Source organism: Pseudomonas typographi (assembly GCF_014694385.1).
Lineage (GTDB): Bacteria > Pseudomonadota > Gammaproteobacteria > Pseudomonadales > Pseudomonadaceae > Aquipseudomonas > Aquipseudomonas typographi.
Window position 1 is genome coordinate 51383 of the sequence record NZ_JAAOCA010000014.1, and the last position, 25214, is coordinate 76596.

Below are 25214 nucleotides of genomic sequence, written 5' to 3' on the forward strand. Positions count from 1 at the left end.
TAGAGACTAGATGACGCGATTGTTGAAGTGGATGTGGTCACTTGCGCGCACCCGGTAGTGCCCCCTATCCCACGCGCACCAGAACCTATCATGATTGATTTCATAAACCGTTGTACCCTACACCTGATGGCCACGCTCCGTTCGGTGGTCGCGCTGTTTGCTCGCTTCGCCGGCGGCATGGTCAGTCGCCTCGCTCACCGCCAGCGCCCCACACACGCCACTGTCACTGTGCGAACGCCTGATATCGTCAAATACCCTCGCTGAAGAGGCCGCTGCCCTAGACCGGGCTGGGCCAAACGCACCGGTGCACCGCGGTAGCCAACTCGTTCCGTTGCCCAAATACGGCTATTCGAAGGTAAACGGGATTATGCACGGCTTCGGTCTTGTAACCCTTCGCGGCAAAGCCTCGACTCAGGGGTAATGAGAAAATAATTCTCTGTGAGCGTATCGATACTCCTATAAATAACCCGGGCAAGCCCGGGTTATTTATTCAACGGCTCAATAATTTAGACCAATTTCTCCAATTCCGGCACCGCCTCGAACAAATCCGCCACCAGCCCATAATCGGCCACTTGAAAAATCGGCGCTTCTTCGTCTTTGTTGATCGCCACGATCACCTTGGAGTCCCTCATGCCGGCCAGGTGCTGGATCGCGCCGGAGATGCCCACGGCGATGTACAACTGCGGGGCTACGATTTTGCCGGTTTGGCCCACTTGCATGTCGTTGGGTACGAAACCTGCGTCTACCGCTGCGCGCGAGGCGCCTACGGCTGCGCCGAGCTTGTCGGCCAGTGCATAGAGGTGCTTGAAGTTATCGCCGTTCTGCATGCCACGGCCACCAGACACCACGATCTTGGCACCGGCCAGTTCCGGGCGGTCGGACTTGGCCAATTCTTCACCCACAAAGCTCGACAGGCCAGCATCGTGGGCGGCAGCCACTGCCTCGACGGTGGCCGAACCGCCTTCGGCGGCCACCGGATCGAAACCGGTGGTGCGCACGCTGATCACCTTCACTGCGGCATTGGATTTAACCGTGGCAATGGCGTTACCGGCGTAGATCGGGCGCTTGAAGGTATCGGGTGCCTCGACGGCGATGATCTCGGAAATTTGGTCCACGTCGAGCAATGCCGCGACCCGTGGCAGGTAGTTCTTACCGTTGGTGGTGGCTGGTGCCAGCACATGGCTGTAGCCGCTGGCCAGCTCGACGACCAACGGGGCGACGTTTTCCGGCAGCAGGTGGGCATAGGCGGCGTTATCGGCCTTGAGCACCTTGGCCACGCCCGCCACCTTCGCGGCGGCCTCGGCCACGGAATCGACGCTTTGCCCTGCCACCAGCACGTGGATGTCGCCGCCGATTTTTTGCGCGGCGGCCACGGTGTTCAGGGTGGCACCGGCCAGGGCGCCGTTTTCGTGTTCAGCGATTACCAGGATTGCCATCAGATCACCTTCGCCTCGTTTTTCAGTTTGTCGACCAGCTCAGCCACCGAAGCCACTTTTACGCCAGCATTGCGCGCCGCCGGGGCCTCGACCTTCACCGTGCTGTAGGTCGAAGCGGTGGAAACGCCCAGGTCTGCCGGGGTCAAGACCTCGAGGGGCTTTTTCTTGGCCTTCATGATATTGGGCAGGGTTGCGTAGCGGGGCTCATTCAGGCGCAAGTCGGTGGTCACGATCGCCGGCAACTTGAGCGCGACGGTTTGCAGGCCGCCGTCGATCTCGCGGGTCACATTGGCGGTGTCGCCAGCCAGTTCCACCTTCGAGGCAAAGGTGCCCTGGGCGTAACCGGTCAGCGCGGCGAGCATTTGCCCGGTCTGGTTGTTGTCGCTGTCGATCGCCTGCTTGCCGAGGATCACCAGTTGCGGCTGCTCTTTATCGACCACGGCCTTGAGCGCCTTGGCGATGGCCAGGGAGCTGAGGTCTTCACCACACTCGACCAAAATTGCCCGGTCGGCACCCAGCGCCAACGCGGTGCGAAGTTGCTCCTGGGCGGCGGTAGGGCCCACCGATACGGCGATCACTTCGCTGGCCAGGCCCTTCTCCTTCAGGCGCACAGCCTCTTCCACGGCGATTTCGCAAAAAGGGTTCATCGACATCTTGACGTTGGCAAGATCGACGCCGGAGTTGTCCGCTTTGACACGGACCTTGACGTTATAGTCAACCACTCGTTTGACAGCTACAAGAACCTTCATGGATTCCTCGTTACTCTCCGGTGAAAGAAAGTCGCACGGCCCACGGCCTGCGATCGGTGGTGGCACTGCAGCTCAAAAAAAAGGCTGGTACCTAGGCTTGGAGCGTTGCCAAGGGCAGGGCATTCCGCCCGCCCGCCAAACCCGCAGCGCAGACGCTTCTATACAAGCCCTGCCCCCCAGCGCACCGGCAAACGGCCACGGTGCGCGGCAAACGGCGCCAGCACGAACCGCCCGTATCTTGACCGCATCGCTACCCTCGGTCAATACGCGGAACCGGCCAGTCATGGCCGCCACACGCCACGATTTTACTGGGCCGGGCAACTTTCAAACAAACGTTTGATTTGGACCCGGGCTCTGGTGTAGATATAATGCCCAAGCTTATGCAAGCGGTTTTGTAGTGCCCTGGCCATTACACTACAGGCCGGGTAGCGTTGCCCAGCGTATGCCCATACTTATTAGAAAATAGAAAACCAGCCTCGTGTTAGGAGAGAACCTGTGGAACGCGAATACATGGAATTCGACGTCGTCGTCGTCGGAGCGGGCCCAGCAGGGCTGGCCGCCGCTTGCCGCTTGAAGCAAAAGGCCGCCGAAGCCGGCCAAGAAATCAGCGTGTGCGTGGTGGAAAAAGGCTCTGAGGTCGGTGCCCACATTCTCTCCGGCGCGGTGTTCGAGCCGCGCGCCCTGAACGAGTTGTTCCCCGACTGGAAGGCCCTCGGTGCGCCGCTGAACACCCCCGTAACCCGCGACGATATCTACTTCCTGAAGAACGAGCAGGCCGCGAGCAAAGTCCCCAATGCCTTCGTGCCCAAAACCATGCACAACGAGGGTAACTACATCATCTCCCTGGGCAACCTGTGCCGCTGGCTGGCGCAGCAGGCCGAGAACCTGGGCGTGGAGGTATACCCCGGTTTCGCCGCGCAAGAGGTGCTGATCGACGACACTAACGTGGTGCGCGGCATCATCACCGGCGACATGGGGGTGAACCGCGAGGGCCAGCCCAAAGACGGCATCTACACCCCCGGCATGGAATTGCGCGGCAAGTACACGCTGTTCGCCGAAGGTTGCCGCGGCCACCTCGGCAAGCAGTTGCTTAAGCGCTACCAACTCGACAGCGAAGCCGACGCCCAACATTATGGCCTTGGCATCAAGGAAATCTGGGACGTCGACCCGGCCAAGCATCAACCCGGGCTGGTGGTGCACACCGCCGGCTGGCCGCTGGACAACGACAACCTGGGCGGCTCGTTTCTGTACCACCTGGAAAACAACCAAGTGGTGGTGGGCCTGATCGTCGACCTGTCGTACAGCAACCCCTACTTGTCGCCGTTCGACGAATTCCAACGCTATAAGCATCACCCGGTGGTGGCGCAGTACCTCGAAGGCGGCAAGCGCGTGGCCTATGGTGCGCGGGCCATCTGCAAGGGCGGGCTGAACTCGTTGCCGAAAATGGTATTCCCCGGCGGCGCGCTGATCGGCTGCGACCTGGGCACGCTGAACTTCGCCAAGATCAAGGGCAGCCACACCGCAATGAAGTCTGGCATGCTCGCCGCCGATGCGGTGGCCGCCAACCTGCTCGCCGGTGCCGAGGGCGGCGATGTGCTGGAAGCTTACCCGCAGGCGTTCAAGCAAAGCTGGTTGTACGAAGAGCTGTTCCAAAGCCGCAACTTCGGTGCCGCCTTGCACAAGTATGGTGCGCTGCTGGGCGGGGCTTTCAACTACGTGGAGCAGAATTGGTTTGGCGGTAAGCTCCCCTTCACCCTGCACGACACCCAGCCCGACTACGCCTGCCTGAAGCCGGCCAAAGATGCGAAAAAAATCACCTACCCCAAGCCCGATGGCAAGCTCAGCTTCGACAAGTTGAGTTCGGTATTCTTGTCCAGCACCAACCATGAAGAAGACCAGCCCTGCCACCTGAAACTCGCCGACCCCAGCATCCCGGTGAGCCAGAACCTGCCCCTTTACGATGAACCGGCGCAGCGTTACTGCCCGGCGGGGGTATACGAAGTGGTGGCGGCCGAAGGCGGTGAAAAACGCTTCCAGATCAACGCACAAAACTGCGTGCACTGCAAAACCTGTGACATCAAGGACCCGGCGCAAAACATCACCTGGGTGGCACCAGAAGGCTCCGGCGGGCCGAATTACCCGAACATGTAAAAAAGGTTGCAAAGCAGTCGCGGCGGGCCCCTACCACCCCGGCCGCGTCAGGCGCGCCGTTGGCCTGCCGTGCGTTACCTTCGCCTGTCGCGGCTCTGCACCGCCAGGTCGAAGGCTTTTTGGATATCCAGCCGCGCCGAGCGGCCCACATCGGGGTGGTTGAGGTCGAAATTGCGCTCTGAAGGCAGAATGGGCGCGGTCAGGTTTTCGGCACCCACGGAGTCGAAATCGTAATTGCCGCCAATGGGCAACGCGCTGCGGCGCAGCAGTATGCGCAATTGCTCGGGGGTCAGCGCCGGGTTGATCGACAACATCGCTGCCACCGTGCCGCTGACCATGGGGGTGGCGAACGAGGTGCCGCAATGCACCGTGCCGGCTTCACCGTTAGCATCCGTGGCGCCATGGGTGCAGGCCGCCGCGCTGATGTCTACACGCAGGCCGATGTTTGACGAGGCGCGTTTGACCGCGTAGCCCGGGGCCCCCACGGCCATATCCGCCTGGTCGCTGCGCTGGTGCCCGCCCACGACCAGCAGTTGGTCGGTCACCAATGACGACGGCAGGCGGTATTCGTCGCTGTCGGCGCTGGCACCGCCGTTACCCGCGGAGTTCACCACCACCACATCCGGGTGATTTTGCCGCAACCAGCGGAAAAAGGCTTCCAACAGTGCTTCATAGCCCTTCATGGCCAGGCCCGAATGTACCTCGCTGTCGACATCCCCGCCCTGCACGGCCTTGGCACCGATGCGGTTGAGGCCCCAACTCCAGTTCAGCACCCGCGCGCCGTCTTCGACCAGGTTGACCGAGGCCGCCACGTTGGCGAGTACCCCGGCGTCCGAATCGCGGTCAACGATCACTTCAAAGCCCTTGCTGGCCCCGTCCAGGCCTCGTAACAGCCCGGTATTACCGCCTTTTTGCCAATGCGCGGCGAGCACCCCGACAACGCTTGAGCCATGCTGGCTCGCCTGGGCCGCATCGCGGGCATAGACGCAGGTGCGTGGCAGTTCGCAGGCGCCCAGGTACTCGGCGAAATCCGGAGAGTCGAAATCCACGCTGCGCTCAATCACGCCCACCTTGACCGGTACGGTCTCCAGCGGCGCACCACGGGCGGGGATGCGCCGCCGGTAATAATTCAGCGCATCGGCAAAGCGGTTACTCGCCCATTCGTCCTCGCCCGGGGCAGGGCCAGGGGCGGGCGGGGCCTGCTCCACCGCCGCGCCTTCTTCGATCACCACCGCCGCTACGCCAGTTTCGCTGCCCAGGCGCAGCACCAGCGCATCGCGTTCGGTCAGGTCACGGGTGGGCAGGCGCAACTGATAGGTGTTCAGCACTGGGATCGCGGCCACCACGCTGGCACTGTACTTGCGGGCCAGAGCCTGGGCCTGCTGCAGGCCCTCGCCCTGGGCGTCAATGATCACGCTGACGAGGTTCACATAGGTGCTCAGGCCATCCATGTTCTGCGCCGTTTCGCCGGGGCGCGCGGCCACCACGTGGTTATCGGCCAGGCTCAGCCATACCGGGTTGCTGAACCGCCCGCCCTGGGCCAGCAGCAGCGGGCCACTGTGCTGGCCAGGCTGCGCTTCGAATTGCAGCCCCTGGCCTTGGCGCTCGGCGGTGAGCATTTGGCCGCCGAAGCGCACGTGCAAGGGTTGATCGTCCAGGCCATGGGCACAGAGGCAAAAGCGCTGGTGGCTATGATCGAGCAAATCGCCACAACGCACCAGGTGCTCGATCCGCAAAGGTGTTTCGGCACTGGCCAAACGGGCCAGGCAGGCAAGCAATAAAAACCACAACCCGCGTGTTTGCATGGGCGACCTCTCGCAACATTCGCTTCTGAGACTGTGGCCCAGCCTGGTGGTTTCAGCAAACCGGTTCGCTTCAATGCGCGCCTAATTCCGCGCTTATCGCCCGTGCGGCCGCCTGCACCTGGGGCAGTAACGCGGTCATTTTCTCAAGGGGCATGTACGGCACGGTACTGGCCACGCTGATCGCCGCGACGATCTGCCCGCTAGCATCGCGCACCGGCGCCGCCACGCAGCGAATCGACGGTTCGTTGTCTTCCAGGTCGAACGCGTATTGGCCGGCCACGTACGCCTGCATGCGTGCCAAAAAGGGCACCCAGGCCGGCTGCGGGTGGTTGGCCGGCTGCGCGGCCGGAGCGCGCTCGCACGCCTGGAACAACCGTTGCCATTCACCCTGGGGTGCGTCGAGCAGCAGCGCTTTGCCAATGCCGGTGCGCATCAGCGGCATGCGGTGGCCCACCCGCGAGCGCATCTCCGGGCCGTGCCGCCCAGGGGTTTTGTGCAGGTAAAGCACCTCGTCGCCGTCGCGCACGGCCAGGTGAATGGTATCGCCGGTGTGCTCGGACAATTGTGCCAGCCAGGGTTCGGCCAACATCACCAGGGGCAGTTGGTCGCGGGCCTGAAAGCCCAGCTCAATCAGCTTGGGCCCTAGCAGGTACCCCACTTGCGGCAGCAGGCGCAGGTAGCGCTCTTCGACCAGTGCGCTGGCCAGTCGGTGGGTGGTGCTGCGGGTAGTGCCCACGTGCTGGCCTATGGTTTTAAGGTCGCGCGCCCCGGCGGCCACCGCATGAACCACCGCCAGCCCGCGCAGCAGCGTTTGGGTACCGGTAGGGGCGGCGGTGGGTGAGTCGTTGTCGGGCATTGCTATAACCTTATGTTCACAACTGGCGCCGGCTGGGCGGCGGGCCTTGCGCAACCCTTGCCAAGAGGCGCTATCCTAACGTTTTCACAGCGCCGGAGGCACCATGGCATCGATCGACCTGCTTATTTGCGACTGCGACGGAGTGCTGATCGACAGTGAAATCGTGGCCGAGCGCAACCTTCGCCAATCGCTGGCACAGTTTTACCCAGCCGATGAGCTGAACCAGGTGCTGGAAGGCACCTTCGGCTTGCAAAGCCGCGACATCCTCAAGCTGGCGGAGCACTATTTCGGCCGGCCGCTGCCGGCCGGTTTCGTCGATAACTTGCATGCCCATACCGAAGCGCTGATCCGCAGCGAGGTGCAACCCATCCCCGGTGTACGTGACGCCTTGCTGGCTATCGAATTGCCACTGGCGGTGGCCAGCAACAGCCGTTTGGATGGGGTGCAATTCGCCCTGAAACGCGCCGGGTTGGTCGAGCGGGTCAACGCCGGTGTATACAGCGCCGAGCAAGTCGCCCTGCCTAAACCGGCGCCGGACGTGTACCTGGCCGCCGCCAAAGGCGCCGGTGCCAGCCCCGGGCGCTGCCTGGTGGTCGAAGACAGCGTGACCGGCGCCACCGCCGCACTGGCCGCCGGCATGCGCGTGCTCGGCTTTCTCGGCGCCAGCCACATTCCACCGGGGCATGGCCAGCGCCTGCTGGAATTGGGTGTGGAACGCACCTTCACGCACATGCGCGAACTGCCACAGTTGGTGGCCACACTCAACGGCCTACCGGCCCCGCTACCCCCTCATTAGCGCCCGCGCCTACTCGACCTCTATCCGCTCGACCTTACCCACCAGCACGATGTAAGACAGCGCCCCGGCCAACGCCGTCGCCGCCACGTAGGCGATAGGCAGCGCGAAGGAATTACCGGTGGCCAAAAAGCCGATCACCACCGGGGTAACGACCGCCGAGAGGTTGCCGATGAAATTGAACATGCCGCCGGTGAGGCCCAGCAGGCGCGCCGGCGCCAAGGTCGACACCAACGACCAGGTGATCGAGGCCAGGCCGTTGCCGAAGAAGGCCAGTGCCAGGCACGCCACCACCGCCGGGGTAGACTCCACATAGTTGGCGCCAATGATGCTGGTGGAGATCAGCAGGCCGCCAATGATCGGCAGCTTGCGCGCCAAGCCCAGGGTGGCGCCACGGCGCAGCAGCCAATCGGAGAAGAACCCCGAGCACAGCACGCCGGCGAAGGCCGCCAAAAACGGCAGTGAGGCCAGCAGCCCAGACTTGATGAAATCCATGTGGCGGTAATTGACCAGGTACGTGGGGAACCAGGTCAGGAAGAACCACAGCGTGGAGTTCAAGCAGAACTGCCCCAAGTAGATACCCCACAGCTTGCGCTGGCTGAGCACGATGGCGACGTCTTTCCAGCGGAAAGGGGTTTTCTCGGCTTTGCTGGACATATCCACCAGGCCGCCACCTTGCTCGATCAAGGCCACCTCGGCCGCATTGGCGCCCTTGAACTGCTTGGGCTCGCGGTATACCGCGTACCACACCAGCGCCCAGCCCAAGCCGACCAGGCCGGTGGCGATGAACACCATATGCCAGCCAAAGCTCGCTTGCAGCCAGGCCAGCACCGGTGTAAGGAATGCCAGCCCGACGAACTGCCCGCTGGTGTAAAAGCCGATCGCCGTGGCGCGCTCGCGCTCGGGGAACCAGGTGGTCACCACCCGGCTATTGATGGGGTAAGCCGGCGCTTCCAGCGCGCCCACCGCCAGGCGTAATACGAACAGCGCGACGAAGCTGCCGGCCATGCCGAGGAACACCGTGGCCAGCGACCACAGGGCCAACGCCAGGCTATACAACAGCCGCGGCGGCACCCGGTCGACCAGCCAGCCACCGGGGATCTGCATGGCGGCGTAGGTCCAGCCGAACGCCGAAAAAATCAACCCCGCGTGTACCGGGTCGATTCCCAACTCTTTGGTCAAAGCCGGGGCAGCGATCGAAAGGTTACTGCGGTCCAGGTAGTTGATCACCACCGTGATGAACAACAACAGCATGATGAAAAAGCGCTTGCGGCTGGGCGTGGCCAGCGCCGCGCGGGCCGCGGGCATGGCCTGGGAAGGCATAGGGCGGGTCATGGCGTGCACCTTTTTGTTGTATACGGCCCCGTATGCCGGGGCACGGAATTACCACTCGGCGAAGCTGCCGTCGGCATGCCGCCAGACCGGGTTGCGCCAGCGATGGCCGGCGGCGGCCCGTTCGCGCACGTAAGCCTCGTTGATCTCGATGCCCAGCCCCGGGCCACGGGGGATCTTCACGTAGCCGCTGTCGTAGGCGAACACCTCCGGGTTTACGATGTAATCGAGCAGGTCGTTGCTCTCGTTGTAATGGATACCCAGGCTTTGTTCCTGGATGAACGCGTTGTAGCACACCGCATCCAGTTGCAAGCACGCGGCCAAGGCGATCGGGCCCAGCGGGCAATGCAGGGCCAGGGCCACGTCGTAGGCTTCGGCCATGTTGGCGATCTTTCGGGTTTCGGTAATACCGCCGGCGTGGGAAGCATCCGGTTGGATGATATCCACATAGCCCTCGGCGAGGATGCGCTTGAAATCCCAACGTGAGTACAGGCGCTCACCCAAGGCAATCGGCGTGCTCGACAGCGGTGCCAGCTCTTTGAGCGCTTCGGCGTTTTCGCTGAGCACCGGCTCTTCGATGAACATCAAGTTGTAGCCGGCCAATTCCTTGATCAGCACCTTGGCCATGGGCTTGTGCACCCGGCCGTGAAAGTCAACGCCAATGCCCACGTTCGGCCCCACGGCGTCACGCACCGCAGCCACGTTCTGTAGGCACAAATCGACTTTGTCGAAGCTGTCGACGAACTGCAGCTCTTCCGTGCCGTTCATCTTCACCGCGGTAAAGCCACGCTCCACCGCCTCTTTGGCGGCCCGCGCAGTGTCGGCCGGGCGGTCGCCGCCGATCCAGCTGTACACACGAATGCGCTCGCGCACCTGGCCGCCGAGCAAGTCGCTGACCGATACCCCCAGGGCTTTGCCCTTGATGTCCCACAATGCCTGGTCGATGCCGGCCAGCGCGCTCATGTGCACGGCGCCGCCGCGGTAGAAGCCGCCCCGGTAGAGCACCGTCCAGATATCTTCGATGTTGCGTGGATCTTTGCCGATCAGGTAGTCGGCCAGTTCCTCGACGGCGGCCGCCACGGTATGGGCGCGCCCCTCTACCACAGGCTCGCCCCAGCCGGCCACGCCTTCGTCGGTGTCGACCTTCAAAAAGCACCAGCGCGGTGGAACGATGAACGTTGTGAGCTTGGTAATCTTCATCGGTTTGTCTCTTTTGTCGATGCGTAGATGGTTATTGGCCCAGAGCGCGCCAGGCGTGTACGTACCCGCGCGCGCGCTCGCGCACGCCCTCGGCGCCTAGCCCGGGGGTGAACAACCCCGAGCCCAGGCCGAAACCCTTGGCGCCAGCGGCCGCGTAGGCTGCAAGGTTTTCCGCGGTGATCCCGCCCACCGGCACCAACGCGGTGCCCTTGGGCAACACCGCGAGCAAGGCCTTGACCACCGCCGGCGGCATGGCCTCGGCGGGGAACAGCTTGAGCATGTCGGCACCGTGCTCCAGGGCGCTGAACGCCTCGGTAGCGGTGCCCACCCCTGGCGCCAGGTATAAGCCGGCGGCCTTGGCTGCATCGAGTACCCGGGGGTCGCAGTGCGGCATTACGATCAACTCGCCCCCGGCCGCCTTGACCTGCTCCACTTGGGCGGCGGTCATCACCGTGCCGGCGCCAACGATGCAGTCTGCCGGCAGGCTTTGGCGCAGGATGCGAATGCTGTCGAACGGTTGTGGCGAATTGAGCGGTACTTCAATCACCCGAAAGCCCTCCTGGTACAGCACATCGCCGATGGCCTGTGCGTGAACCGGCTCGAGCCCGCGCAAGATGGCGATCAAGCCATTGCTGGCCAACGCCTGTTCCAGGCTTGACTGTTGGTGCATGGGTAAACCCTCCTATCAAACAAATTGCAACGTATGCGGTGGACGCTCTACCAGCCCGGCGGCCTGCGCCACCGCCCACAGCCCATGTTCGGTCGCCTGGGCCGCCACGCCAGCGACGGCGAAACCGGCCGACTGCAGCGCTGTCGCGTAGCGCCGGCAAAGGGCCTCGCTGCCGATCAGGTGCACGGCGGGCAGCGCGCCCTGGCGCGCGTGGGTCACCTCGCCCAAGGCGCGCGCTTCGTGGCCGATGAACAGCCCCGAGAGGTAATCGGCCTGCTCGGCCGCGCTGAGTACACCGGTGAGGCCAAGGGTGCGGGCACTGAAGGCGGTAGACAGCGGCCCGAGGTCGCCGTCGGCCGACAGCGCCGTGGTCACACCGCGCTCGAACGCGGCGGCGACGAAAGGCTCGCCCTGGCGCAGGGTTCGGCCAAGGATGGAATGGGCACAGGCCACGGCGTAGAGTTCGCCGGTCATGAAGGTATCGAAGTGCTCGATGCAACCCTGGCGTACCCTCACCCACTTGCTATGGCTGCCGGGCAAGCCCACCAGCAAGGGTTCGTCGTGTGCCGCCGCCGGCAGCCCGCGCAGCAGGCCGAGCACCTGGGTTTCCTCGCCGCGCATCACATTGGGCAGCCGCCCGTGCTGAAGCACGCCAGGCACCAAATGTACGGTATAGCCCAGGGCGGTGGTGACCGTTTGCAGCCGTTCGCCCAAGTCCGCCACCCGCGCCGGTGCCGGGCAGTACGGCACTTCGCGCCAACCTTGGGCACTGCCGACCATGCCACAGGCGATCACCGGCACTCCGGGCGCGGCGGCCAGCCAATCGCCACAGGCCTGTTCGAACGCCGCATTGAAATCGTTGCCGGCCGGCAGGTGCATGATGCCGTGGCTGGAGCCGCGCTGCGCCAATACTTGGCCAGCGGCGCCCAGGCAATAGGCGCGCAAGGAGGAAGTGCCCCAGTCCAGGGCGATCAATCGAGGCTGCATCACTTCACCTTGTTGGTTGTTCTTGGGGTGGGTGCATGGCTTGAACTATACGCCGCACCGGGTGACTATCTCAATATATAAATGTGTGTCCCATATATAGGGACAATCTGCCCGCAGCGGTGGAATCGCCCGCCCGCATTCGTCCAAGCACAGCGTGGAAAACTGCAAAACAGCGGCGTAACAGTGGCCTACGATAAACAGCAAACGGGCCATAACAGGAATAACGTCCATGCTCGCTACCCCCCCTGCCCCTCATACCGTGACCCTGCCGGTCTCCGGTAGCCCGGCGCGCTTTCCGGTTAACCGGGTACTGTGCCTGGGCCGCAATTACCATTGGGGCGCCCCCAGCGAACCACAGGGAGAAGCGCCGCCGCCGTTGTATTTCATGAAGCCGGCCAGCGCGGTGATCGACGCCAGCGGGCAGATCCCCTTCCCCCCCGCTACGGCCGAGTTCTGCCATGAGATCGAGTTGGTCGTGGCGATTGCCGAAGGTGGCTTTCGCATCCCTGCCAGCCAGGCCCTGGCCCATGTATGGGGGTATGCCGCAGGCTTGGATATGACCCGCCGCGACCTGCAAACCCGGGCCAAGGCCGAAGGGCAGTCGTGGGAGGCGGCCAAGGCCTTTGACGGTGCCGCGCCTATCGCCCCGCTGGTGCCGGTGGCCGAATGCGGCCACCCCGCCCAGGGCGCTATCTGGCTGCGGGTGAACGGTGAGGAACGCCAGCGCGGCGACCTGGCCCAACTGATCACACCGGTGGCCGAGGCTATCGCCCTGCTGTCGCAGTACTTGCGGCTGCAGCCGGGCGACCTGATCATGACTGGCACCCCCCCGGGGGTTGCGCCGCTGCAGCCCGGCGACCTGATCGAAGCCGGCATCGACGGCGTTGGCGCGCTGGAAGTACGCGTTGGCCCACGCCCCTAGTTTTGTATAAACCGCCCACAAGGAGAACAACAATGAGCACACCTGCCCCTATCGCCCTCGTCACGGGTGCCGGCAGTGGTATTGGCCGCGCCGTGGCGCTGGCACTGCTGGAAGACGGTTTTACCGTGGTACTGGCCGGCCGCCGGGCCGAGCCGTTGCAGGCCCTTGCCGACCAAGCCCTGACCGAAGGCCGCCAAGCCCTGGCCGTACCCACCGATGTGCGAAACGCCGAAAGCGTCGAGCACCTGTTCGCCACCATCGAAAGCACGTATGGGCGCTTGGATTTACTGTTCAACAACGCCGGCGTGAACGCCCCGGCGGTGCCGGTGGACGAACTGGACCTGGCGCACTGGACCAACGTGATCGACACCAACGTGACTGGGGTTTTTCTCTGCGCGCGCGCCGCCTTCGGGTTGATGCGCCGCCAGCAGCCCCAGGGCGGGCGCATCATCAACAATGGTTCAATCTCGGCGCACACTCCGCGCCCGTTCACCGCGCCCTACACCGTGAGCAAGCATGCGGTACTGGGCCTGACCAAAACCCTGGCCCTGGATGGCCGCGAGTTCGACATCGCGTGCAGCCAGGTAGACATCGGCAACGCCCTGACCGAACTCTCCGAACGTATGACCCGTGGCGTGCGCCAGGCCAATGGCGAGATCGCCGTAGAGCCGATGTGCGATGTGCGCCACGTGGCCGATGCCGTGCGCTATATCGCCGGGTTGCCGCTGTCGGCCAATGTGCTGAACATGACCGTAATGGCCACTAAAATGCCCTTTGTCGGCCGCGGCTAAGCCGGGAGACCTTGATGAAACCCACCGTATTGCAATTGTCTGCCATTCTGATCCCCGAAATCCGCGAGCAACTGGCCGAGCGCTTCGACCTGCACCGCTGGTTCGAGCAAACCGACAAAGCGGCCTTTTTAAAAGCGCACGCCGCGGGCATACGCGGGGTGATCACCGGTGGCCACACCGGCATCACCCGCGAGTTGATGGAACAGTTGCCCAACCTGGAAGTGATCGCCGTTAACGGCGTGGGCACCGACGCGGTAGACCTGGCCTATGCCCGGGACCGTGGCATCAAGGTCAGCGCCACCTTGGGTGCACTCACCGAAGACGTCGCGGACCTCGCCATCGGCTTGCTGCTGGCGGCGTGCCGTGGCATTCCCAGCGGCGACCGTTTCGTGCGCGCCGGGCTTTGGGAGCAAAGCCCCACGCCGCTGGCGCCACTGCCCCTTGCGCGGCAATTCTCCGGCATGCGGGTCGGCATCGTCGGCTTGGGCCGCGTCGGCCGGGCGGTGGCTACCCGCGCTTCGGCCTTCGGCTGCCCGATCGCCTACACCGACCTGCGCGCCATGGACGACGTGCCGTACCGCTTCGTACCCGACCTGCTGGCCTTGGCCGAGCAGAGCGATGCGTTGGTGGTTGCCGCGGCAGCGGACCAGGCCGAAGGCATCATCGACGCCCAGGTGCTGGCCGCGTTGGGCCCCCAGGGCTACCTGGTCAACATCGCCCGCGGCAAACTGGTCAACGAGCCAGACCTGGTCGCCGCGCTGCAGAGCGGGAGCATTGCTGGCGCGGGGCTGGACGTGTTCGTCGACGAACCGCGGGTGCCACCGGAGCTCTACGGCAACGAAGCCGTGGTGCTGCAACCGCACCGCGCCAGCGCCACCGTGCAAACCCGTACCCGCATGGGGCAAATGGTGGTGGACAGCCTGGAGGCCGTGTTCGCCGGCCAAGAGCCGCCGGGGCGGGTGGCCTAAGCGCGGGGCGAACGCCCCTGGCTGCCAATACCACCCAGCGGCCCAGGGGCGATCGCCGCCATGTTTTTCGAACCCTGCCGGCAGGTGTGTTTCCGATCTAGTAAGCACTTTCGTATTGCCTACTGGAGAGCCACATGCCTGACTACCCACGCCCACCGTTCGACGCCCAACCACAAGCCGTACCGGGCGAACAAAAAGCGATGAACCCCTACCCGGATTGCGGCGAACAGAGCTACCAGGGCCATGGCCGCTTACAGGGCAAGGTCGCCCTGATCACCGGTGCCGACAGCGGCATCGGCCGCGCCGTGGCCATCGCGTTCGCCCGTGAAGGCGCGGATGTGGCCATCGCCTACCTGGATGAGCACGACGATGCCAAGGAAACCGCGCGTTGGGTCGAAACCGCTGGCCGCCAGTGCCTGCTGCTGCCCGGTGACCTGGCGCAAAAAGCCCAATGCCAAGCCATCGTGGCCAAGACCGTCGAGCAATTCGGCCGCATCGACGTGCTGGTGAACAACGCCGCCTTCCAGATGAGCCACGAACGCTTCGAGGACATTCCCGACGAGGAATGGGTACGCACGTTCGATATCAACATCACCGCCCTATTCCGCATTTGCCAAGCCGCCGTGCCGCACATGCCCAAGGGTGGCTCGATCATCAATACCAGCTCGGTCAACTCCGACATGCCCAAGCCCACCTTGCTGCCCTATGCCACCACCAAGGCAGCGATCGCCAACTTCAGCGCCGGCCTGGCGCAACTGCTGGGCGAGCGCGGCATCCGGGTGAACAGCGTGGCCCCAGGGCCGATCTGGACACCGTTGATCCCGACCACCCTGCCCGATGAAGCCGTGCGCAGCTTTGGCGAGGAAACCCCATTGGGCCGGCCCGGCCAGCCCGTGGAACTGGCGCCGGTGTATGTGCTGCTGGCCTCGGATGAGGCCAGCTACATCTCGGGCGGGCGCTATGCAGTGACCGGCGGCAAACCAATTTTGTAAGCAAGGTGGGTTATCCGCCGCGCTATCAGCCTTGCAACGGCAGCGTGAGCTCGGCGCGCAGGCCGTCAGGCAAGCTGGCAAAGTGCACTTGCCCACCGCAGCGCTGCACGATCGCTTGCACAATCGCCAGGCCCAAGCCGCAGCCCGCGCTGGTGCTGGCGCGCCAGAAACGTTCAGTGAGGTGTTCGAGGTCTTCGGCGGCAATGCCGGGGCCGTGGTCGCGCACCTGAAACAGCGCGTAGCCGCCCTCGGTACGCACTGCCAGCTCTACCGGGGCCTGGCCCGGGCTGTGGCGCAAGGCGTTGTCGAGCAGGTTGCGCAGCGCGGCGATGGCCAACACCGAGGGCATCGCCAGGGCGGTGCCGGCCAACCCCGCCGGTAGCCGCAGCGATATACGCTGGCGGTCGCCGGCACAGGCATCGCCGATGGCGGTGCGCGCCACTTGGGCCGCATCCATTTGCACACCGTCGTCGAACGACAAACTGCCCTCCACCCGCGCCAGCAACAACAACTGCTCCAGCGTACCGTGCAGCCGGTCGGTGGCCTGTTCGGCGTGCTCCAGGGCTTGCGCCTGGGCGGCGGCGGTGGTCATGCGGGCCACCTGCAGGTGGGTTTTGATGGCGGTCAGCGGGCTGCGCAGCTCATGGGCGGCATCGCCGGTCAGGCGCCGCTCGCGCGCCAGGGTACGGCCAATGCGTTGGAACAGCTGGTTCTGGCTGTCGACCAAGGGTTGCAGCTCGCGCGGCAACGGCTCGATGGCCAGCGGCTCGAGGGAATCGGGGCTGCGCCGCAGCAGTGCATCGCGGATACGGTTAAGCGAGGCGAGGCCACGGCCCAGGCCTAGCCACAGCATACCGAGGCTACCCAACAAGGCCACCACCACCGGCGCCGAGGCCGCCAGCAACATTGAACTGTTCAGTGCCTCGCGTTCCTGGTGGCGGTCGGCGGTGGTAATGCGCACATCGCCGCGGTCCAGGGTGTAGGTGCGCCAGCCTTCGCCCTCGATGGTTTGGTCGTGGAAGCCGGAATGGTCGGCCAAGCCCTGCTCGGCGCCGGTGTGGCTGCGGGCGATGACCTCGCCGCGCAGCGAGCTGATTTTGCAGGCCATGCCGTCGGGAACGGTCAACGGGCTGGCCGGGTAACGCGCAACGCCGGCCTGCGGCGCCGGCAGTTGGTCGAGCAGCCCGGCCACCATGCGTGCCGAGGCGACCAGGCGTTGGTCGAGCGAAAACATCATTTGGTTGCGCAGGTCGCTGAACATCCAGGCCGAGGCCAGTACCCAGATCAGGATAAAACCGCCGCCCAGCACCAACGACAGCCGCAGCCGCAGGCTCACCCTTATGCCCCTTTGCCGGCAGGGCCCAGGCGATAACCCAGGCCGCGTATGGTTTCGACGATGCCGTTGCCGAGCTTGCGGCGCAGGTGGTGGATGTGCACATTCAACGCATTGCTTTCCACATCGTCGTCGAACCCGTACACGCAGTCTTTGAGTTGGTCGGTCGAGAGCACCCGCCCCGGGGCTTGCAACAACGCATGCAAGATGGCCTGCTCGCGCCGCGACAGGTCGACCCCCTCGCCTTGCAGCCAGGTTTGGCGCGTGCTGGGGTCGTAGCACAGCGGCCCATGGTCGATACGGTTGTGGGCGCGGCCGGTGGTGCGCCGTACCAGGCTGTGCAGGCGCGCGGCCAACTCGCGCAAGTCGAAGGGCTTGAGCAGGTAGTCGTCGGCACCGGCCTCCAGCCCCGCGACCCGGTCGGTGACCGCATCCCGGGCAGTGAGCACCAGCACCGGCAAGGTGTTGCCGGCCTGGCGCTGGCGGCGCAGCAGCTTCAGGCCGTCTTCGTCGGGCAGGCCCAGGTCGAGGACCATCACATCGAAATGCCCAGCGCGCATTAGCGCCTCGGCGGCCGATGCGCTGCCCACCCGATCGACCACCGCACCCTGGGCGGTGAGCCCGGCAACGATGCCGCTGGCGATCAGGTCGTGGTCTTCACAGAGCAGTACGTGCATGCAACAGTCTCGGAAAAGCGGGGGTGGCGCAGATCCTCACCGCCAGCCATTAAGGCTGCATTATGCGCCAAGTTCCCATTAATGGGAGCTTAACCGGCCGTTCGGATGATAACGCCAACCTAACACTGGAGGCTTGCATGCTCAGCCTGTCGCTCGGCCCCTTTGCCCTCTCGCTGGCCCACCTGGCCCTGCTCGCCAGCCTCGCCTTGGCGCTGTTCGTGGCCTACCTGAGCGGGCGCCGCACGAACGATGGCGATTCCCAGGGGTTGGTCTGGTGGTTGCTGCTGGTAGCACTGGGCGGCGCCCGGCTGGGCTTCGTCGCGGCCTACTGGCCACAATACCAGGGCGATTGGCGGCAGATGCTCGACCTGCGCGACGGTGGTTTTTTACCCTGGGCTGGAATTGCCGCGGCATTGCTGGCGGCGGCCTGGCTGGCCTGGCGGCGCCCGGAGGCCCAGCGCGGCCTGCTCGCCGCCACGGCCTGCGGCCTGGTGCTGTGGTTGGGCGCCAGCTGTGCCATCGACCGCTACGGCAAAGGCACGCCGCTGCCCGCCACCGCCCTGCAGCGGGCCGACGGCAGCACACTGACACTGGCAGAGCTGCGCGGCCGGCCGATGGTGGTGAACCTCTGGGCCACCTGGTGCCCGCCCTGCCGGCGCGAAATGCCCGTACTGGCCGCCGCCCAGCGGCAGCAGCCGCAGGTGCGCTTCGTATTCATCAACCAAGGAGAAAGCGTTGGGCTGGTGGCCAATTTCGCCGCCACTGCCGGCCTCGCCCTGGACCACATCGTGTTCGACCCCAGCGGCGCGGTCGCCCGCGAGGTGGGTGCCATGGCCCTGCCTACCACGTTGTTCTACAGCGCCGAAGGGCAATTGCTCGGCACCCACCTGGGTGAGCTGTCGCAGGCTACCCTCGCCCGCGGCCTGAAACTGCTCGCCACGCCCGAGGCCGCGGCGGGCGCTTCAATGCCCTGACGACTCGGGGCCGGCTTTGGCGGTGAACGGCGGTTTGGCGATGAACACCAATACGATCAAGGCGGCAAACATCCACCCCAGCAGGGTGAAGTAATCCACCGTAGACAGCATATACGCCTGCCCGGTCACCGTTTGCTCGAGCTGGGCATACGCCTGGCTGCCCGGCCCGCCCATTTGCGCCAGCGTTTGTTGGGTGCTGGGGCTGTACACGGTAACGTCTTCGGTCAGGTAGGCATGGTGCATGATCATCCGTCGGTCCCAGATCCAGGTGGTGAGCGACGCCGCGAAGCTGCCCCCCAGGGTGCGCAAAAAGGTCGCCAGGCCCGAGCCGTCGGCGATCAATTTGGGTGGCAGGTTCGACAGCAAGATACTCAAGGTCGGCATGAAGAACAGCGCGATGCCGATACCCATGAACCCTTGCACCAGGGCGATGTGCAAAAAGTCGATCTCGTTGGTGAACTGCGCGCGCATGAAGCACGATAAGCCTATGGCAGTGAACGACAGCCCCGCCAGCACACGTAAGTCGAAGTTGTGCGCGTAGCGGCCCACGAACGGCGACAGGATCACCGGTAGCACCCCAATCGGCGCCACCCCCAGGCCCGCCCAAGTTGCGGTGTAGCCCATTTGCGTTTGCAGCCATTGCGGCAACAGCAAGTTGATGCCGAAAAAACCCGCGTAACCGAACACCAATACGAGGGTACCCACGGCGAAGTTACGGTTGGCGAACAGCCGCAGGTTCACCACCGGGTGCTCGTCGGTGAGTTCCCAGATCATGAACACCGCCAGCCCAATGGCCGAAATCACACTGCCGATGATGATGAACTGCGACTCGAACCAGTCCAAGTCGTTGCCTTTGTCGAGCACCACCTGCAGCGCGCCCACCCCGACCGTAAGGCTCAGCAGGCCAACGTAGTCCATGGGCTGGCGGCTGGTGTGCACCGGTCGCTTGGCCAATTGCTGGCGTACGGTCACGGCGGCGAACAAGCCAATCGGGATGTTGATAAAGAAGATCCACGGCCAGCTGTAGCTGTCGGTGATCCAACCGCCGAGAATCGGCCCGGCAATGGGCGCCAGCACCGTGACCATCGCCAGCAAGGCCAAGGCCATGCCCCGTTTAGCCGCCGGGTAAACCGCGATCAGCAGCGTTTGCGCCATGGGGTACAGCGGCCCGGCCACCGCGCCCTGCAGCACGCGAAAGCCCACCAACTCGGGCATCGAGGTGGAAATACCGCACAGGAACGAGGCGACTACAAACAGCAGTGTTGACCAAATGAACAGCTTCACCTCCCCCACTCGCCGGCTCAGCCAGCCGGTAAGCGGCAAAGCGATGGCATTGGCCACCGCGAACGAGGTGATCACCCAGGTGCCTTGGTCTGAACTCACCCCCAGGTTGCCAGAAATGGTCGGCAACGCCACGTTGGCGATGGTAGTGTCCAGCACCTGCATAAAGGTCGCCAGCGACAGGCCGATGGTGCTCAACACCAGGCTCGGCGGTGTAAATTGCCCGTTATCACTCATGGCTCATACCTGGTCTGGCCCCGCGTGCGCGGCCGGTGGTGCGGTTAACGCTGGGCAGCCTTGCCGCCAGCGCTGTTGTCGCGAATCAGCCGGGCGATCATGTCGTCGGCATCCAGCAATTGCTTGTCGTACACATCGGTGGTGAACGACGCCTGCTGCGGGGGCTGTTGCGCGAGCATGGCACCGCTTTGGTCGTGCAGGTCCACCTCGGCCAGGGTCGATAGGCCGATGCGCAGTGGGTGCTGCTTGAGCTGCTCGCCATCGAGCTTGATCCGAACCGGCACCCGCTGAACGATCTTGATCCAGTTGCCGGTGGCGTTCTGCGCCGGCAGCAGCGAGAACGCGCTGCCGGTGCCGGCGCCCAGGCTTTCGACGCTGCCGCGGTACTCGACATCGCCACCATACAGGTCGGCGGTGATGGTCACCGGCTGGCCGATGCGCATGTCGCGCAATTGGGTTTCCTTGAAGTTAGCATCGAGCCAAAGTTGATCGAGCGGGATCACCGCCATGGTGTTGGCCCCCGGTTGCAGGCGCTGGCCCAGTTGCGCGGTGCGCTTGGCCACGTAGCCGGTGACTGGCGCAACGATGGTGGTGCGCGCCTGGGCAAGGTACGCGTCGCGCACTTGTGCCGCCGCGGCCTGCACGTCTGGGTGCGAAGCGATCTCGGTGTCGTCGACCAGCGCCAACGTGGTGGCCAATTGCTGCTCGGCGTTATTCAGCGCACTTTGTGCGTTGGTCAGGTCATCCCGGGCATGGGACAGCTCTTCCTGGGAAATCGCTCCGCCGGCAGCGAGGTTCTTACGCCGGTTGTAGTTGTCTTGGGCGCGCTGTACGTCGGCCTTGCGCGAGGCCACCTGGGCCCGCTGCGCATCCACGTTGGTGTAATAACCGCGTACCTGGCGCACGGTGCGGGCGAGGTTCGCCTGGGCGCTTTGCAGGGCGATGCGGGCATCGGCCGGGTCCAAGGTGATCAGCGTTTGCCCGGCTTGCACCAAGTCACCGTCGTCGGCTTGGATGCTGGTCACCGTACCGCCGGTCAGCGGTGTGATCGACACCACGTTGCCGTTCACATAGGCATCGTCGGTGCTTTCGTACCAGCGCCCGTACATCTCGTGCCACACCCATACCCCGATTGCCGCGAGCACGATCAGCACCAGCAAAATCAGCAGCAATAGCTTGCGCTTGCGTGTGTTGCCCTTCGGTTGTATTTGGGCATCATCGGGCTTGCCGCCCGCAGTGTTCTCGGCAGTTGCCATGGTTTTAAGTACCTTGCAGGTTAGTCGTGGGCATTGGTGGGGGCGCTGGCGAGGTGCTCGCCGGTAAACCCACCGCCCAGGGCTTGCATCAGTTGTATCGAGATGCCTATACGCTGGGCATCGAGGCTGGCCAGCTGCTGCTGGGCCTGAAGCAATTGCTGCTCCACGGTGAGCACGTCCACGTAGTCGCCGATACCCGAGGAATAACGCTGGGTGGCGGTGGCGAAGGAACGTTGCGCCACTTCGGCGGCATGGGCTTGGGCCGCGATCTGCCGGTTCAAGCCGTCGAGCTGGTTGATGGCATCGCTGACATCGCCCAGCGCCTGGCTCAGCGCCTTGTTGTACTGCGCCACCGCCAGGTCGTAGTCGGCATCGCGGGCATCCAGGCCGGCGCGCAAGCGCCCACCGTCGAAAATTGGCAACGACACCGCGGGGCCCACGTTCCAGAACTTGCTGGGACTGCCAAACAACGCATCGCCCAGCAGCGACTGGATACCGGCGGCCGCACTCAGGTTTAGGTTGGGGTAAAAGCGCGTTTTGGCCACGTCAATGTCCTTGGCCGCCGCCTCCACCCGCCATTTCGCCGCCACCAAGTCAGGGCGCCGGCCCAGCAGGTCGGCCGGCAGGGTCGAGGGCAACTGCACCGCGGCCGGTTGCAGCACGCGGGGGCGCGCGACGTCCCCAGCCCGGTCCGGGCCTTTACCAAGCAACACGGCCAAGGCGATGCGGGCACTGCGCAGTTGCTTCTCGGCGCTCACCGCCTGTGCCTGCGAAGTGGCCTGCAAGCTTTCGGTTTGTTGCAACTGGAATTCGCTGTCGATGCCCGAGGCCAGCCGGCGCCTGCCCAGGTCAAGCAACTGGCCGGTGCGCTTGAGATCATCCTGGGCCAGGTCGTTGATCACATAGGCCTGGGCCAGGTCGCTGTAGGCCTGGGCCACGTCGGCGGCCAGGGTCAAGCGTGCAGCCTGGCGGTCGACTTCGGCGGCACGGGCTTGGCCAAGCGCGGCCTCCCAGGCGGCACGCTGGCCGCCCCACAGGTCGAAGGTGTAATTGAAGGCCAACTCGGCGCTGCGCAAGGTGCCGTAGGTATCGCCCTGCCCCAGGGGGTCTTGGTAGCGAGAAATCCGCGAGCGGGTCACCCCGGCATCGGCATCCACTTGCGGCATGCGCTCGGCATTGGCCTGGGCGGCAGCGGCAGCGGCCTGGTGGGCGCGGGCGCTGGCCACCTGCATGTCTGGGTTATCGCGCAGGGCTTCGCGGATCAAGCCGTCCAGTTGCGGGTCGCCCAGCGCTGCCCACCAATCTTCCCGTGGCCAAGCCGCCGGGCTAAGCTTCACCCCACCCAGGGTTTGCCCGGCCTGCAAGCTGGCGGGGTCGGCGAGCTCGGCGGTGGTGTGCAGCCCCTGGTAGTTGGCGCAACCGGCCAGGGCAAGGGCCAGGTACAACGGGGTGAATCGGGGTAAGGCGGCAAGCAGGTTCATTTATCGATGTCACCTGGGGACCAGCAAACCGCGCGGTCGCCGGCGTGGGTCAGTATTTTGCTTAAGATACGTTCGAGCTCTGTCAATTCACTACTTTCAAGCACCCCGACAAACTCGTTCATCGCCGCCGCGCCGATGTGCGGGAAACGCTGGGCCAGCGCTTGCCCGGCGGCCGCGAGCACAATGTGCACTTGGCGCCGGTCGGTGTCGCTGCGCCGGCGTACGATCAATTGCTTTTGCTCCAAGCGGCCGAGCATCCGCGTCATCGAACCGCTGTCCAGCGCCAGGTGCCGGCACAACTCAGCCGGGGTGTCGACGTTCCAGCGCGCCATGATGATCAGCACCTTGAACTGTGCGGCCGTGAGGCCGTACGCCTCCAGGTGCTTATCCAGCAAGCGGTCTTTGAGAATGGCGCTGCGGCCCAAAAGCATGCCGATCTGGCTGTCATAAAAGGTTTGGGGGGTAATGTGCGGCATCGCGATGCTTTGCAATAACTGTCTAGGCAGGAGTGTGTCGGGATATTACTGCCTAGGCAGTTATTGTCAAGTGACAGATGCTGGCAAGGGTTTACGGGGGGCGTCCGGGCGGGGAAGCGCCGGGCAATGCCATTTCGCGGCCATGGGCGCGGGGTACGCTGGGCGGTCTGCGAGTGGGCCCGGCGCGCGGGTGGACTTACCTGGGCAGCCCTAACCCGGCATCCCTAAAGGTCGTCCCTAACTGGGCGTCCCTAACTGGGCGTCCCACTATGAAAGCGAAACTCGGTATCTGGCGTTTCGATCAGTTGCGCCTCGGCACTGCGAACCCGCTCTATCGTGCGGGCGATGTCGGTGGCATCGCCGTATTGGTGCGCAAGCTTCAGGTAACCTTGGTAGTGCCGGGCCTCGCTTTTGAGCAGCCCGTGGTAGAACGTGCCCAGGTCTTCATCCAGGTGCGGCACCAGCGCCTCGAAGCGCTCACAACTGCGGGCTTCGATAAAGGCGCCTACCACCAGGGTATCGACCAGCTTCACCGGTTCGTGGGCGCGCACGCATTTACGCAGCCCCGACGCATAACGCCCGGCCGACAGCGGCAGTGGTTCAACCTTGCGCCGCTTCATGAGGCGCAGCACCTGCTCGTGATGCACCAGTTCTTCGCGCGCCAGGCGCGACATCATGTTGACCAGGTCCAGGTGGCTGTTGTATTTGGCGATCAGGCTCATCGCCGTGGCGGCGGCCTTGTACTCGCAATTCTTGTGGTCGATCAGCAGCGTGGCCACGTTGGCCAATGCGGCGTGCACCCACGCCTGTGGCGTGCGGCATCCTAGAAATGCGTGGATTTCACTCAGCATGGGCCATCTCTGGCTGGAAAAAACGGCGGATTATACCGGCACAGCGGCTACGCTGATAGGGTCGACGAACGAGGGCACGGGCATGTACGAGATCGGCCGGTTACTGGTGGTACTGGGTGACGAACACGGGCAAAGCCTGGCCCTGCGCCGTGCGCGGCTGATCGCCAAGGCCACGGGCGCGCACATGCACCTACTGGTGTGCGACCGCCAGCATGACCGCACCGCTTTGTTGGCTGGGCTCAAGGCGCAACTGGTCGATAATGGCTACAGCGTGACCAGCGAACAGGCCTGGGAGGCCAGCCTGCACGAAACCATCCTCTCAGTGCAGCAAGCCGAAGGCTGCGATTTGGTGATCAAGCAACACCTCCCGGACGGGCCGCTGAAGTTGATTGCCCCGGAAGACTGGAAACTGCTGCGCTACTGCCCCTGCACGGTGCTGATGGTCAAACACGACCGTTTCTGGACCGGTGGGGTGGTGTTGGCCGCGGTAGACATCGGCAACGCCGACACCACCCACCGCGCGCTGCAAGAACAGATCATCGACCAAGCGTTCCAGATCGCCGAATTGGCCAAGGGCTCGCTGCACCTGGTCAGCGCCCACCCTGCCCCGACCTTGGCGGCAATACCGCTGTTCCAGGCCGCCAGCGAAGTGCTCGAACCTTACCGCGAGCGCTACCAGAGCCTGCAAGCGCATTTCGACATCGATGACGAAGCCCTGCACATCGCCCAGGGCCCAGCCGACGCCCTGATCCCGTTCGTGGCCGAGCAATTGGATGCGGTGGTCACGGTGATCGGCACCGTCGCCCGCGATGGCATCGCCGGGGCGCTGATCGGCAATACCGCCGAGGCGGTGCTCGATACCCTGCAAAGCGACGTGCTGGTGCTCAAGACCGAGGCGATCAGTGCGCATTTAGTGGCGCGGTTGCAAAGGGGCTGACTTGAATTGAATTTAGTAAATTCCACATACGTGCAGGTGCGTGCTTATCACCAAAACGA

The 25214-nt window shown here is 64.4% G+C and carries 23 protein-coding genes; 8 read left to right on the top strand and 15 right to left on the bottom strand.

Features of this window, described 5'->3' with window-relative positions; all coding sequences use genetic code 11:
- Nucleotides 1-506 precede the first annotated feature (506 nt).
- Both HAQ05_RS12595 and HAQ05_RS12600 read right to left on the bottom strand, forming a co-directional pair.
- Entirely contained in the window at nucleotides 507-1436 is a 930-nt protein-coding gene (locus tag HAQ05_RS12595) for an electron transfer flavoprotein subunit alpha/FixB family protein (RefSeq protein WP_190421051.1), read from the bottom strand.
- Nucleotides 1436-2185: an electron transfer flavoprotein subunit beta/FixA family protein gene (locus HAQ05_RS12600; RefSeq protein ID WP_190421053.1), complete on the bottom strand. Its 750-nt coding sequence runs from the start codon at nucleotides 2183-2185 to the stop codon at nucleotides 1436-1438. The genes HAQ05_RS12595 and HAQ05_RS12600 overlap by 1 nt, the downstream gene beginning before the upstream one ends.
- Nucleotides 2186-2680: 495 nt before the next feature.
- Here HAQ05_RS12600 and HAQ05_RS12605 point away from each other — a divergent pair, with 495 nt between their 5' ends.
- Complete coding sequence (locus tag HAQ05_RS12605; RefSeq protein ID WP_190421055.1) at nucleotides 2681-4336, top strand: 4Fe-4S dicluster domain-containing protein; 1656 nt, start codon at nucleotides 2681-2683, stop codon at nucleotides 4334-4336.
- A 74-nt stretch (nucleotides 4337-4410) separates the two neighbouring features.
- Here HAQ05_RS12605 and HAQ05_RS12610 read toward each other — a convergent pair whose 3' ends face one another.
- Nucleotides 4411-6141, bottom strand: coding sequence for a S8/S53 family peptidase (locus tag HAQ05_RS12610; protein ID WP_190421057.1), 1731 nt, complete (start codon nucleotides 6139-6141; stop codon nucleotides 4411-4413).
- A gap of 70 nt (nucleotides 6142-6211) precedes the next feature.
- Nucleotides 6212-6997 carry an IclR family transcriptional regulator gene (locus HAQ05_RS12615; protein ID WP_190421059.1) on the bottom strand — a complete coding sequence of 262 codons (786 nt, stop codon included), beginning with the start codon at nucleotides 6995-6997 and terminating at the stop codon, nucleotides 6212-6214.
- A 103-nt stretch (nucleotides 6998-7100) separates the two neighbouring features.
- On the opposite strand from HAQ05_RS12615, the gene HAQ05_RS12620 reads away from it, so the two are divergent.
- Nucleotides 7101-7793 (top strand): HAD-IA family hydrolase, encoded by a 693-nt coding sequence (locus tag HAQ05_RS12620; protein ID WP_190421061.1) that lies wholly within the window; start codon nucleotides 7101-7103, stop codon nucleotides 7791-7793.
- A 9-nt stretch (nucleotides 7794-7802) separates the two neighbouring features.
- Here the strand turns inward: HAQ05_RS12620 and HAQ05_RS12625 are convergent, their stop codons facing one another.
- Genes HAQ05_RS12625 through HAQ05_RS12640 form a run of 4 tightly spaced genes read right to left on the bottom strand, consistent with a single transcriptional unit; the run spans nucleotide 7803 to nucleotide 11979 of the window.
- Nucleotides 7803-9125, bottom strand: coding sequence for an MFS transporter (locus tag HAQ05_RS12625; RefSeq protein WP_420825773.1), 1323 nt, complete (start codon nucleotides 9123-9125; stop codon nucleotides 7803-7805).
- A gap of 48 nt (nucleotides 9126-9173) precedes the next feature.
- Nucleotides 9174-10322, bottom strand: a complete 1149-nt coding sequence (gene dgoD, locus HAQ05_RS12630) for a galactonate dehydratase (protein ID WP_190421063.1) — start codon at nucleotides 10320-10322, stop codon at nucleotides 9174-9176.
- A gap of 31 nt (nucleotides 10323-10353) precedes the next feature.
- A complete protein-coding gene (locus HAQ05_RS12635) occupies nucleotides 10354-10992 on the bottom strand; it encodes a 2-dehydro-3-deoxy-6-phosphogalactonate aldolase (protein ID WP_190421065.1) in 639 nt (212 codons plus the stop codon).
- Nucleotides 10993-11007: 15 nt separating this feature from the next.
- Entirely contained in the window at nucleotides 11008-11979 is a 972-nt protein-coding gene (locus tag HAQ05_RS12640) for a 2-dehydro-3-deoxygalactonokinase (protein ID WP_190421067.1), read from the bottom strand.
- 229 nt (nucleotides 11980-12208) lie between these two features.
- Here HAQ05_RS12640 and HAQ05_RS12645 point away from each other — a divergent pair, with 229 nt between their 5' ends.
- From HAQ05_RS12645 to HAQ05_RS12660, 4 genes are all read left to right on the top strand, one after another.
- Nucleotides 12209-12901: a fumarylacetoacetate hydrolase family protein gene (locus tag HAQ05_RS12645; protein WP_190421069.1), complete on the top strand. Its 693-nt coding sequence runs from the start codon at nucleotides 12209-12211 to the stop codon at nucleotides 12899-12901.
- A gap of 32 nt (nucleotides 12902-12933) precedes the next feature.
- On the top strand, nucleotides 12934-13692 hold the full coding sequence (locus HAQ05_RS12650; RefSeq protein ID WP_190421071.1) for an SDR family oxidoreductase: 759 nt from the start codon (nucleotides 12934-12936) through the stop codon (nucleotides 13690-13692).
- Between the two features lie 14 nt (nucleotides 13693-13706).
- Nucleotides 13707-14660 (top strand): 2-hydroxyacid dehydrogenase, encoded by a 954-nt coding sequence (locus tag HAQ05_RS12655; RefSeq protein WP_190421073.1) that lies wholly within the window; start codon nucleotides 13707-13709, stop codon nucleotides 14658-14660.
- Nucleotides 14661-14794: 134 nt separating this feature from the next.
- Nucleotides 14795-15652, top strand: a complete 858-nt coding sequence (locus HAQ05_RS12660) for an SDR family oxidoreductase (RefSeq protein ID WP_190421075.1) — start codon at nucleotides 14795-14797, stop codon at nucleotides 15650-15652.
- 25 nt (nucleotides 15653-15677) lie between these two features.
- On the opposite strand, the gene HAQ05_RS12665 is transcribed toward HAQ05_RS12660, so the two are convergent.
- Nucleotides 15678-16988, bottom strand: coding sequence for an ATP-binding protein (locus tag HAQ05_RS12665; protein WP_190421077.1), 1311 nt, complete (start codon nucleotides 16986-16988; stop codon nucleotides 15678-15680).
- A 2-nt stretch (nucleotides 16989-16990) separates the two neighbouring features.
- The gene (locus tag HAQ05_RS12670) at nucleotides 16991-17662 is read right to left on the bottom strand and encodes a response regulator (protein ID WP_190421079.1); all 672 of its coding nucleotides are present in this window, start codon (nucleotides 17660-17662) and stop codon (nucleotides 16991-16993) included.
- A gap of 137 nt (nucleotides 17663-17799) precedes the next feature.
- On the opposite strand from HAQ05_RS12670, the gene HAQ05_RS12675 reads away from it, so the two are divergent.
- Complete coding sequence (locus HAQ05_RS12675; RefSeq protein ID WP_190421081.1) at nucleotides 17800-18636, top strand: TlpA family protein disulfide reductase; 837 nt, start codon at nucleotides 17800-17802, stop codon at nucleotides 18634-18636.
- On the opposite strand, the gene HAQ05_RS12680 is transcribed toward HAQ05_RS12675, so the two are convergent.
- From HAQ05_RS12680 to HAQ05_RS12700, 5 genes are all read right to left on the bottom strand, one after another.
- A complete protein-coding gene (locus HAQ05_RS12680; RefSeq protein ID WP_190421083.1) occupies nucleotides 18625-20154 on the bottom strand; it encodes a DHA2 family efflux MFS transporter permease subunit in 1530 nt (509 codons plus the stop codon). The two genes, HAQ05_RS12675 and HAQ05_RS12680, sit on opposite strands and share 12 nt — an antisense overlap.
- Before the next feature lie 44 nt (nucleotides 20155-20198).
- Nucleotides 20199-21410, bottom strand: coding sequence for an HlyD/EmrA/EmrK family protein (locus HAQ05_RS12685; RefSeq protein ID WP_190421085.1), 1212 nt, complete (start codon nucleotides 21408-21410; stop codon nucleotides 20199-20201).
- A 20-nt stretch (nucleotides 21411-21430) separates the two neighbouring features.
- Nucleotides 21431-22891: an efflux transporter outer membrane subunit gene (locus HAQ05_RS12690; protein WP_190421087.1), complete on the bottom strand. Its 1461-nt coding sequence runs from the start codon at nucleotides 22889-22891 to the stop codon at nucleotides 21431-21433.
- Nucleotides 22888-23367 carry a MarR family winged helix-turn-helix transcriptional regulator gene (locus HAQ05_RS12695; protein WP_190421089.1) on the bottom strand — a complete coding sequence of 160 codons (480 nt, stop codon included), beginning with the start codon at nucleotides 23365-23367 and terminating at the stop codon, nucleotides 22888-22890. The genes HAQ05_RS12690 and HAQ05_RS12695 overlap by 4 nt, the downstream gene beginning before the upstream one ends.
- Before the next feature lie 251 nt (nucleotides 23368-23618).
- On the bottom strand, nucleotides 23619-24218 hold the full coding sequence (locus HAQ05_RS12700) for a MiaE family protein (RefSeq protein WP_190421091.1): 600 nt from the start codon (nucleotides 24216-24218) through the stop codon (nucleotides 23619-23621).
- A gap of 82 nt (nucleotides 24219-24300) precedes the next feature.
- On the opposite strand from HAQ05_RS12700, the gene HAQ05_RS12705 reads away from it, so the two are divergent.
- Nucleotides 24301-25155 (top strand): universal stress protein, encoded by an 855-nt coding sequence (locus HAQ05_RS12705; RefSeq protein WP_190421093.1) that lies wholly within the window; start codon nucleotides 24301-24303, stop codon nucleotides 25153-25155.
- The last annotated feature ends 59 nt before the right edge of the window (nucleotides 25156-25214 follow it).

Excerpts from the sequence above, each read along its gene's own strand:
- HAQ05_RS12645 (WP_190421069.1), top strand. The coding sequence starts at position 12,209 with ATGCTCGCTACCCCCCCTGCCCCTCATACCGTGACCCTGCCGGTCTCC.
- HAQ05_RS12595 (WP_190421051.1), bottom strand. The coding sequence starts at position 1,436 with ATGGCAATCCTGGTAATCGCTGAACACGAAAACGGCGCCCTGGCCGGT.
- HAQ05_RS12620 (WP_190421061.1), top strand. The coding sequence starts at position 7,101 with ATGGCATCGATCGACCTGCTTATTTGCGACTGCGACGGAGTGCTGATC.
- HAQ05_RS12670 (WP_190421079.1), bottom strand. The coding sequence starts at position 17,662 with ATGCACGTACTGCTCTGTGAAGACCACGACCTGATCGCCAGCGGCATC.
- HAQ05_RS12685 (WP_190421085.1), bottom strand. The coding sequence starts at position 21,410 with ATGGCAACTGCCGAGAACACTGCGGGCGGCAAGCCCGATGATGCCCAA.
- HAQ05_RS12600 (WP_190421053.1), bottom strand. The coding sequence starts at position 2,185 with ATGAAGGTTCTTGTAGCTGTCAAACGAGTGGTTGACTATAACGTCAAG.
- HAQ05_RS12650 (WP_190421071.1), top strand. The coding sequence starts at position 12,934 with ATGAGCACACCTGCCCCTATCGCCCTCGTCACGGGTGCCGGCAGTGGT.
- HAQ05_RS12660 (WP_190421075.1), top strand. The coding sequence starts at position 14,795 with ATGCCTGACTACCCACGCCCACCGTTCGACGCCCAACCACAAGCCGTA.
- HAQ05_RS12635 (WP_190421065.1), bottom strand. The coding sequence starts at position 10,992 with ATGCACCAACAGTCAAGCCTGGAACAGGCGTTGGCCAGCAATGGCTTG.
- HAQ05_RS12695 (WP_190421089.1), bottom strand. The coding sequence starts at position 23,367 with ATGCCGCACATTACCCCCCAAACCTTTTATGACAGCCAGATCGGCATG.
- HAQ05_RS12675 (WP_190421081.1), top strand. The coding sequence starts at position 17,800 with ATGCTCAGCCTGTCGCTCGGCCCCTTTGCCCTCTCGCTGGCCCACCTG.
- HAQ05_RS12680 (WP_190421083.1), bottom strand. The coding sequence starts at position 20,154 with ATGAGTGATAACGGGCAATTTACACCGCCGAGCCTGGTGTTGAGCACC.
- HAQ05_RS12625 (WP_420825773.1), bottom strand. The coding sequence starts at position 9,125 with ATGACCCGCCCTATGCCTTCCCAGGCCATGCCCGCGGCCCGCGCGGCG.
- dgoD (WP_190421063.1), bottom strand. The coding sequence starts at position 10,322 with ATGAAGATTACCAAGCTCACAACGTTCATCGTTCCACCGCGCTGGTGC.
- HAQ05_RS12655 (WP_190421073.1), top strand. The coding sequence starts at position 13,707 with ATGAAACCCACCGTATTGCAATTGTCTGCCATTCTGATCCCCGAAATC.
- HAQ05_RS12700 (WP_190421091.1), bottom strand. The coding sequence starts at position 24,218 with ATGCTGAGTGAAATCCACGCATTTCTAGGATGCCGCACGCCACAGGCG.
- HAQ05_RS12705 (WP_190421093.1), top strand. The coding sequence starts at position 24,301 with ATGTACGAGATCGGCCGGTTACTGGTGGTACTGGGTGACGAACACGGG.
- HAQ05_RS12640 (WP_190421067.1), bottom strand. The coding sequence starts at position 11,979 with ATGCAGCCTCGATTGATCGCCCTGGACTGGGGCACTTCCTCCTTGCGC.
- HAQ05_RS12610 (WP_190421057.1), bottom strand. The coding sequence starts at position 6,141 with ATGCAAACACGCGGGTTGTGGTTTTTATTGCTTGCCTGCCTGGCCCGT.
- HAQ05_RS12615 (WP_190421059.1), bottom strand. The coding sequence starts at position 6,997 with ATGCCCGACAACGACTCACCCACCGCCGCCCCTACCGGTACCCAAACG.
- HAQ05_RS12690 (WP_190421087.1), bottom strand. The coding sequence starts at position 22,891 with ATGAACCTGCTTGCCGCCTTACCCCGATTCACCCCGTTGTACCTGGCC.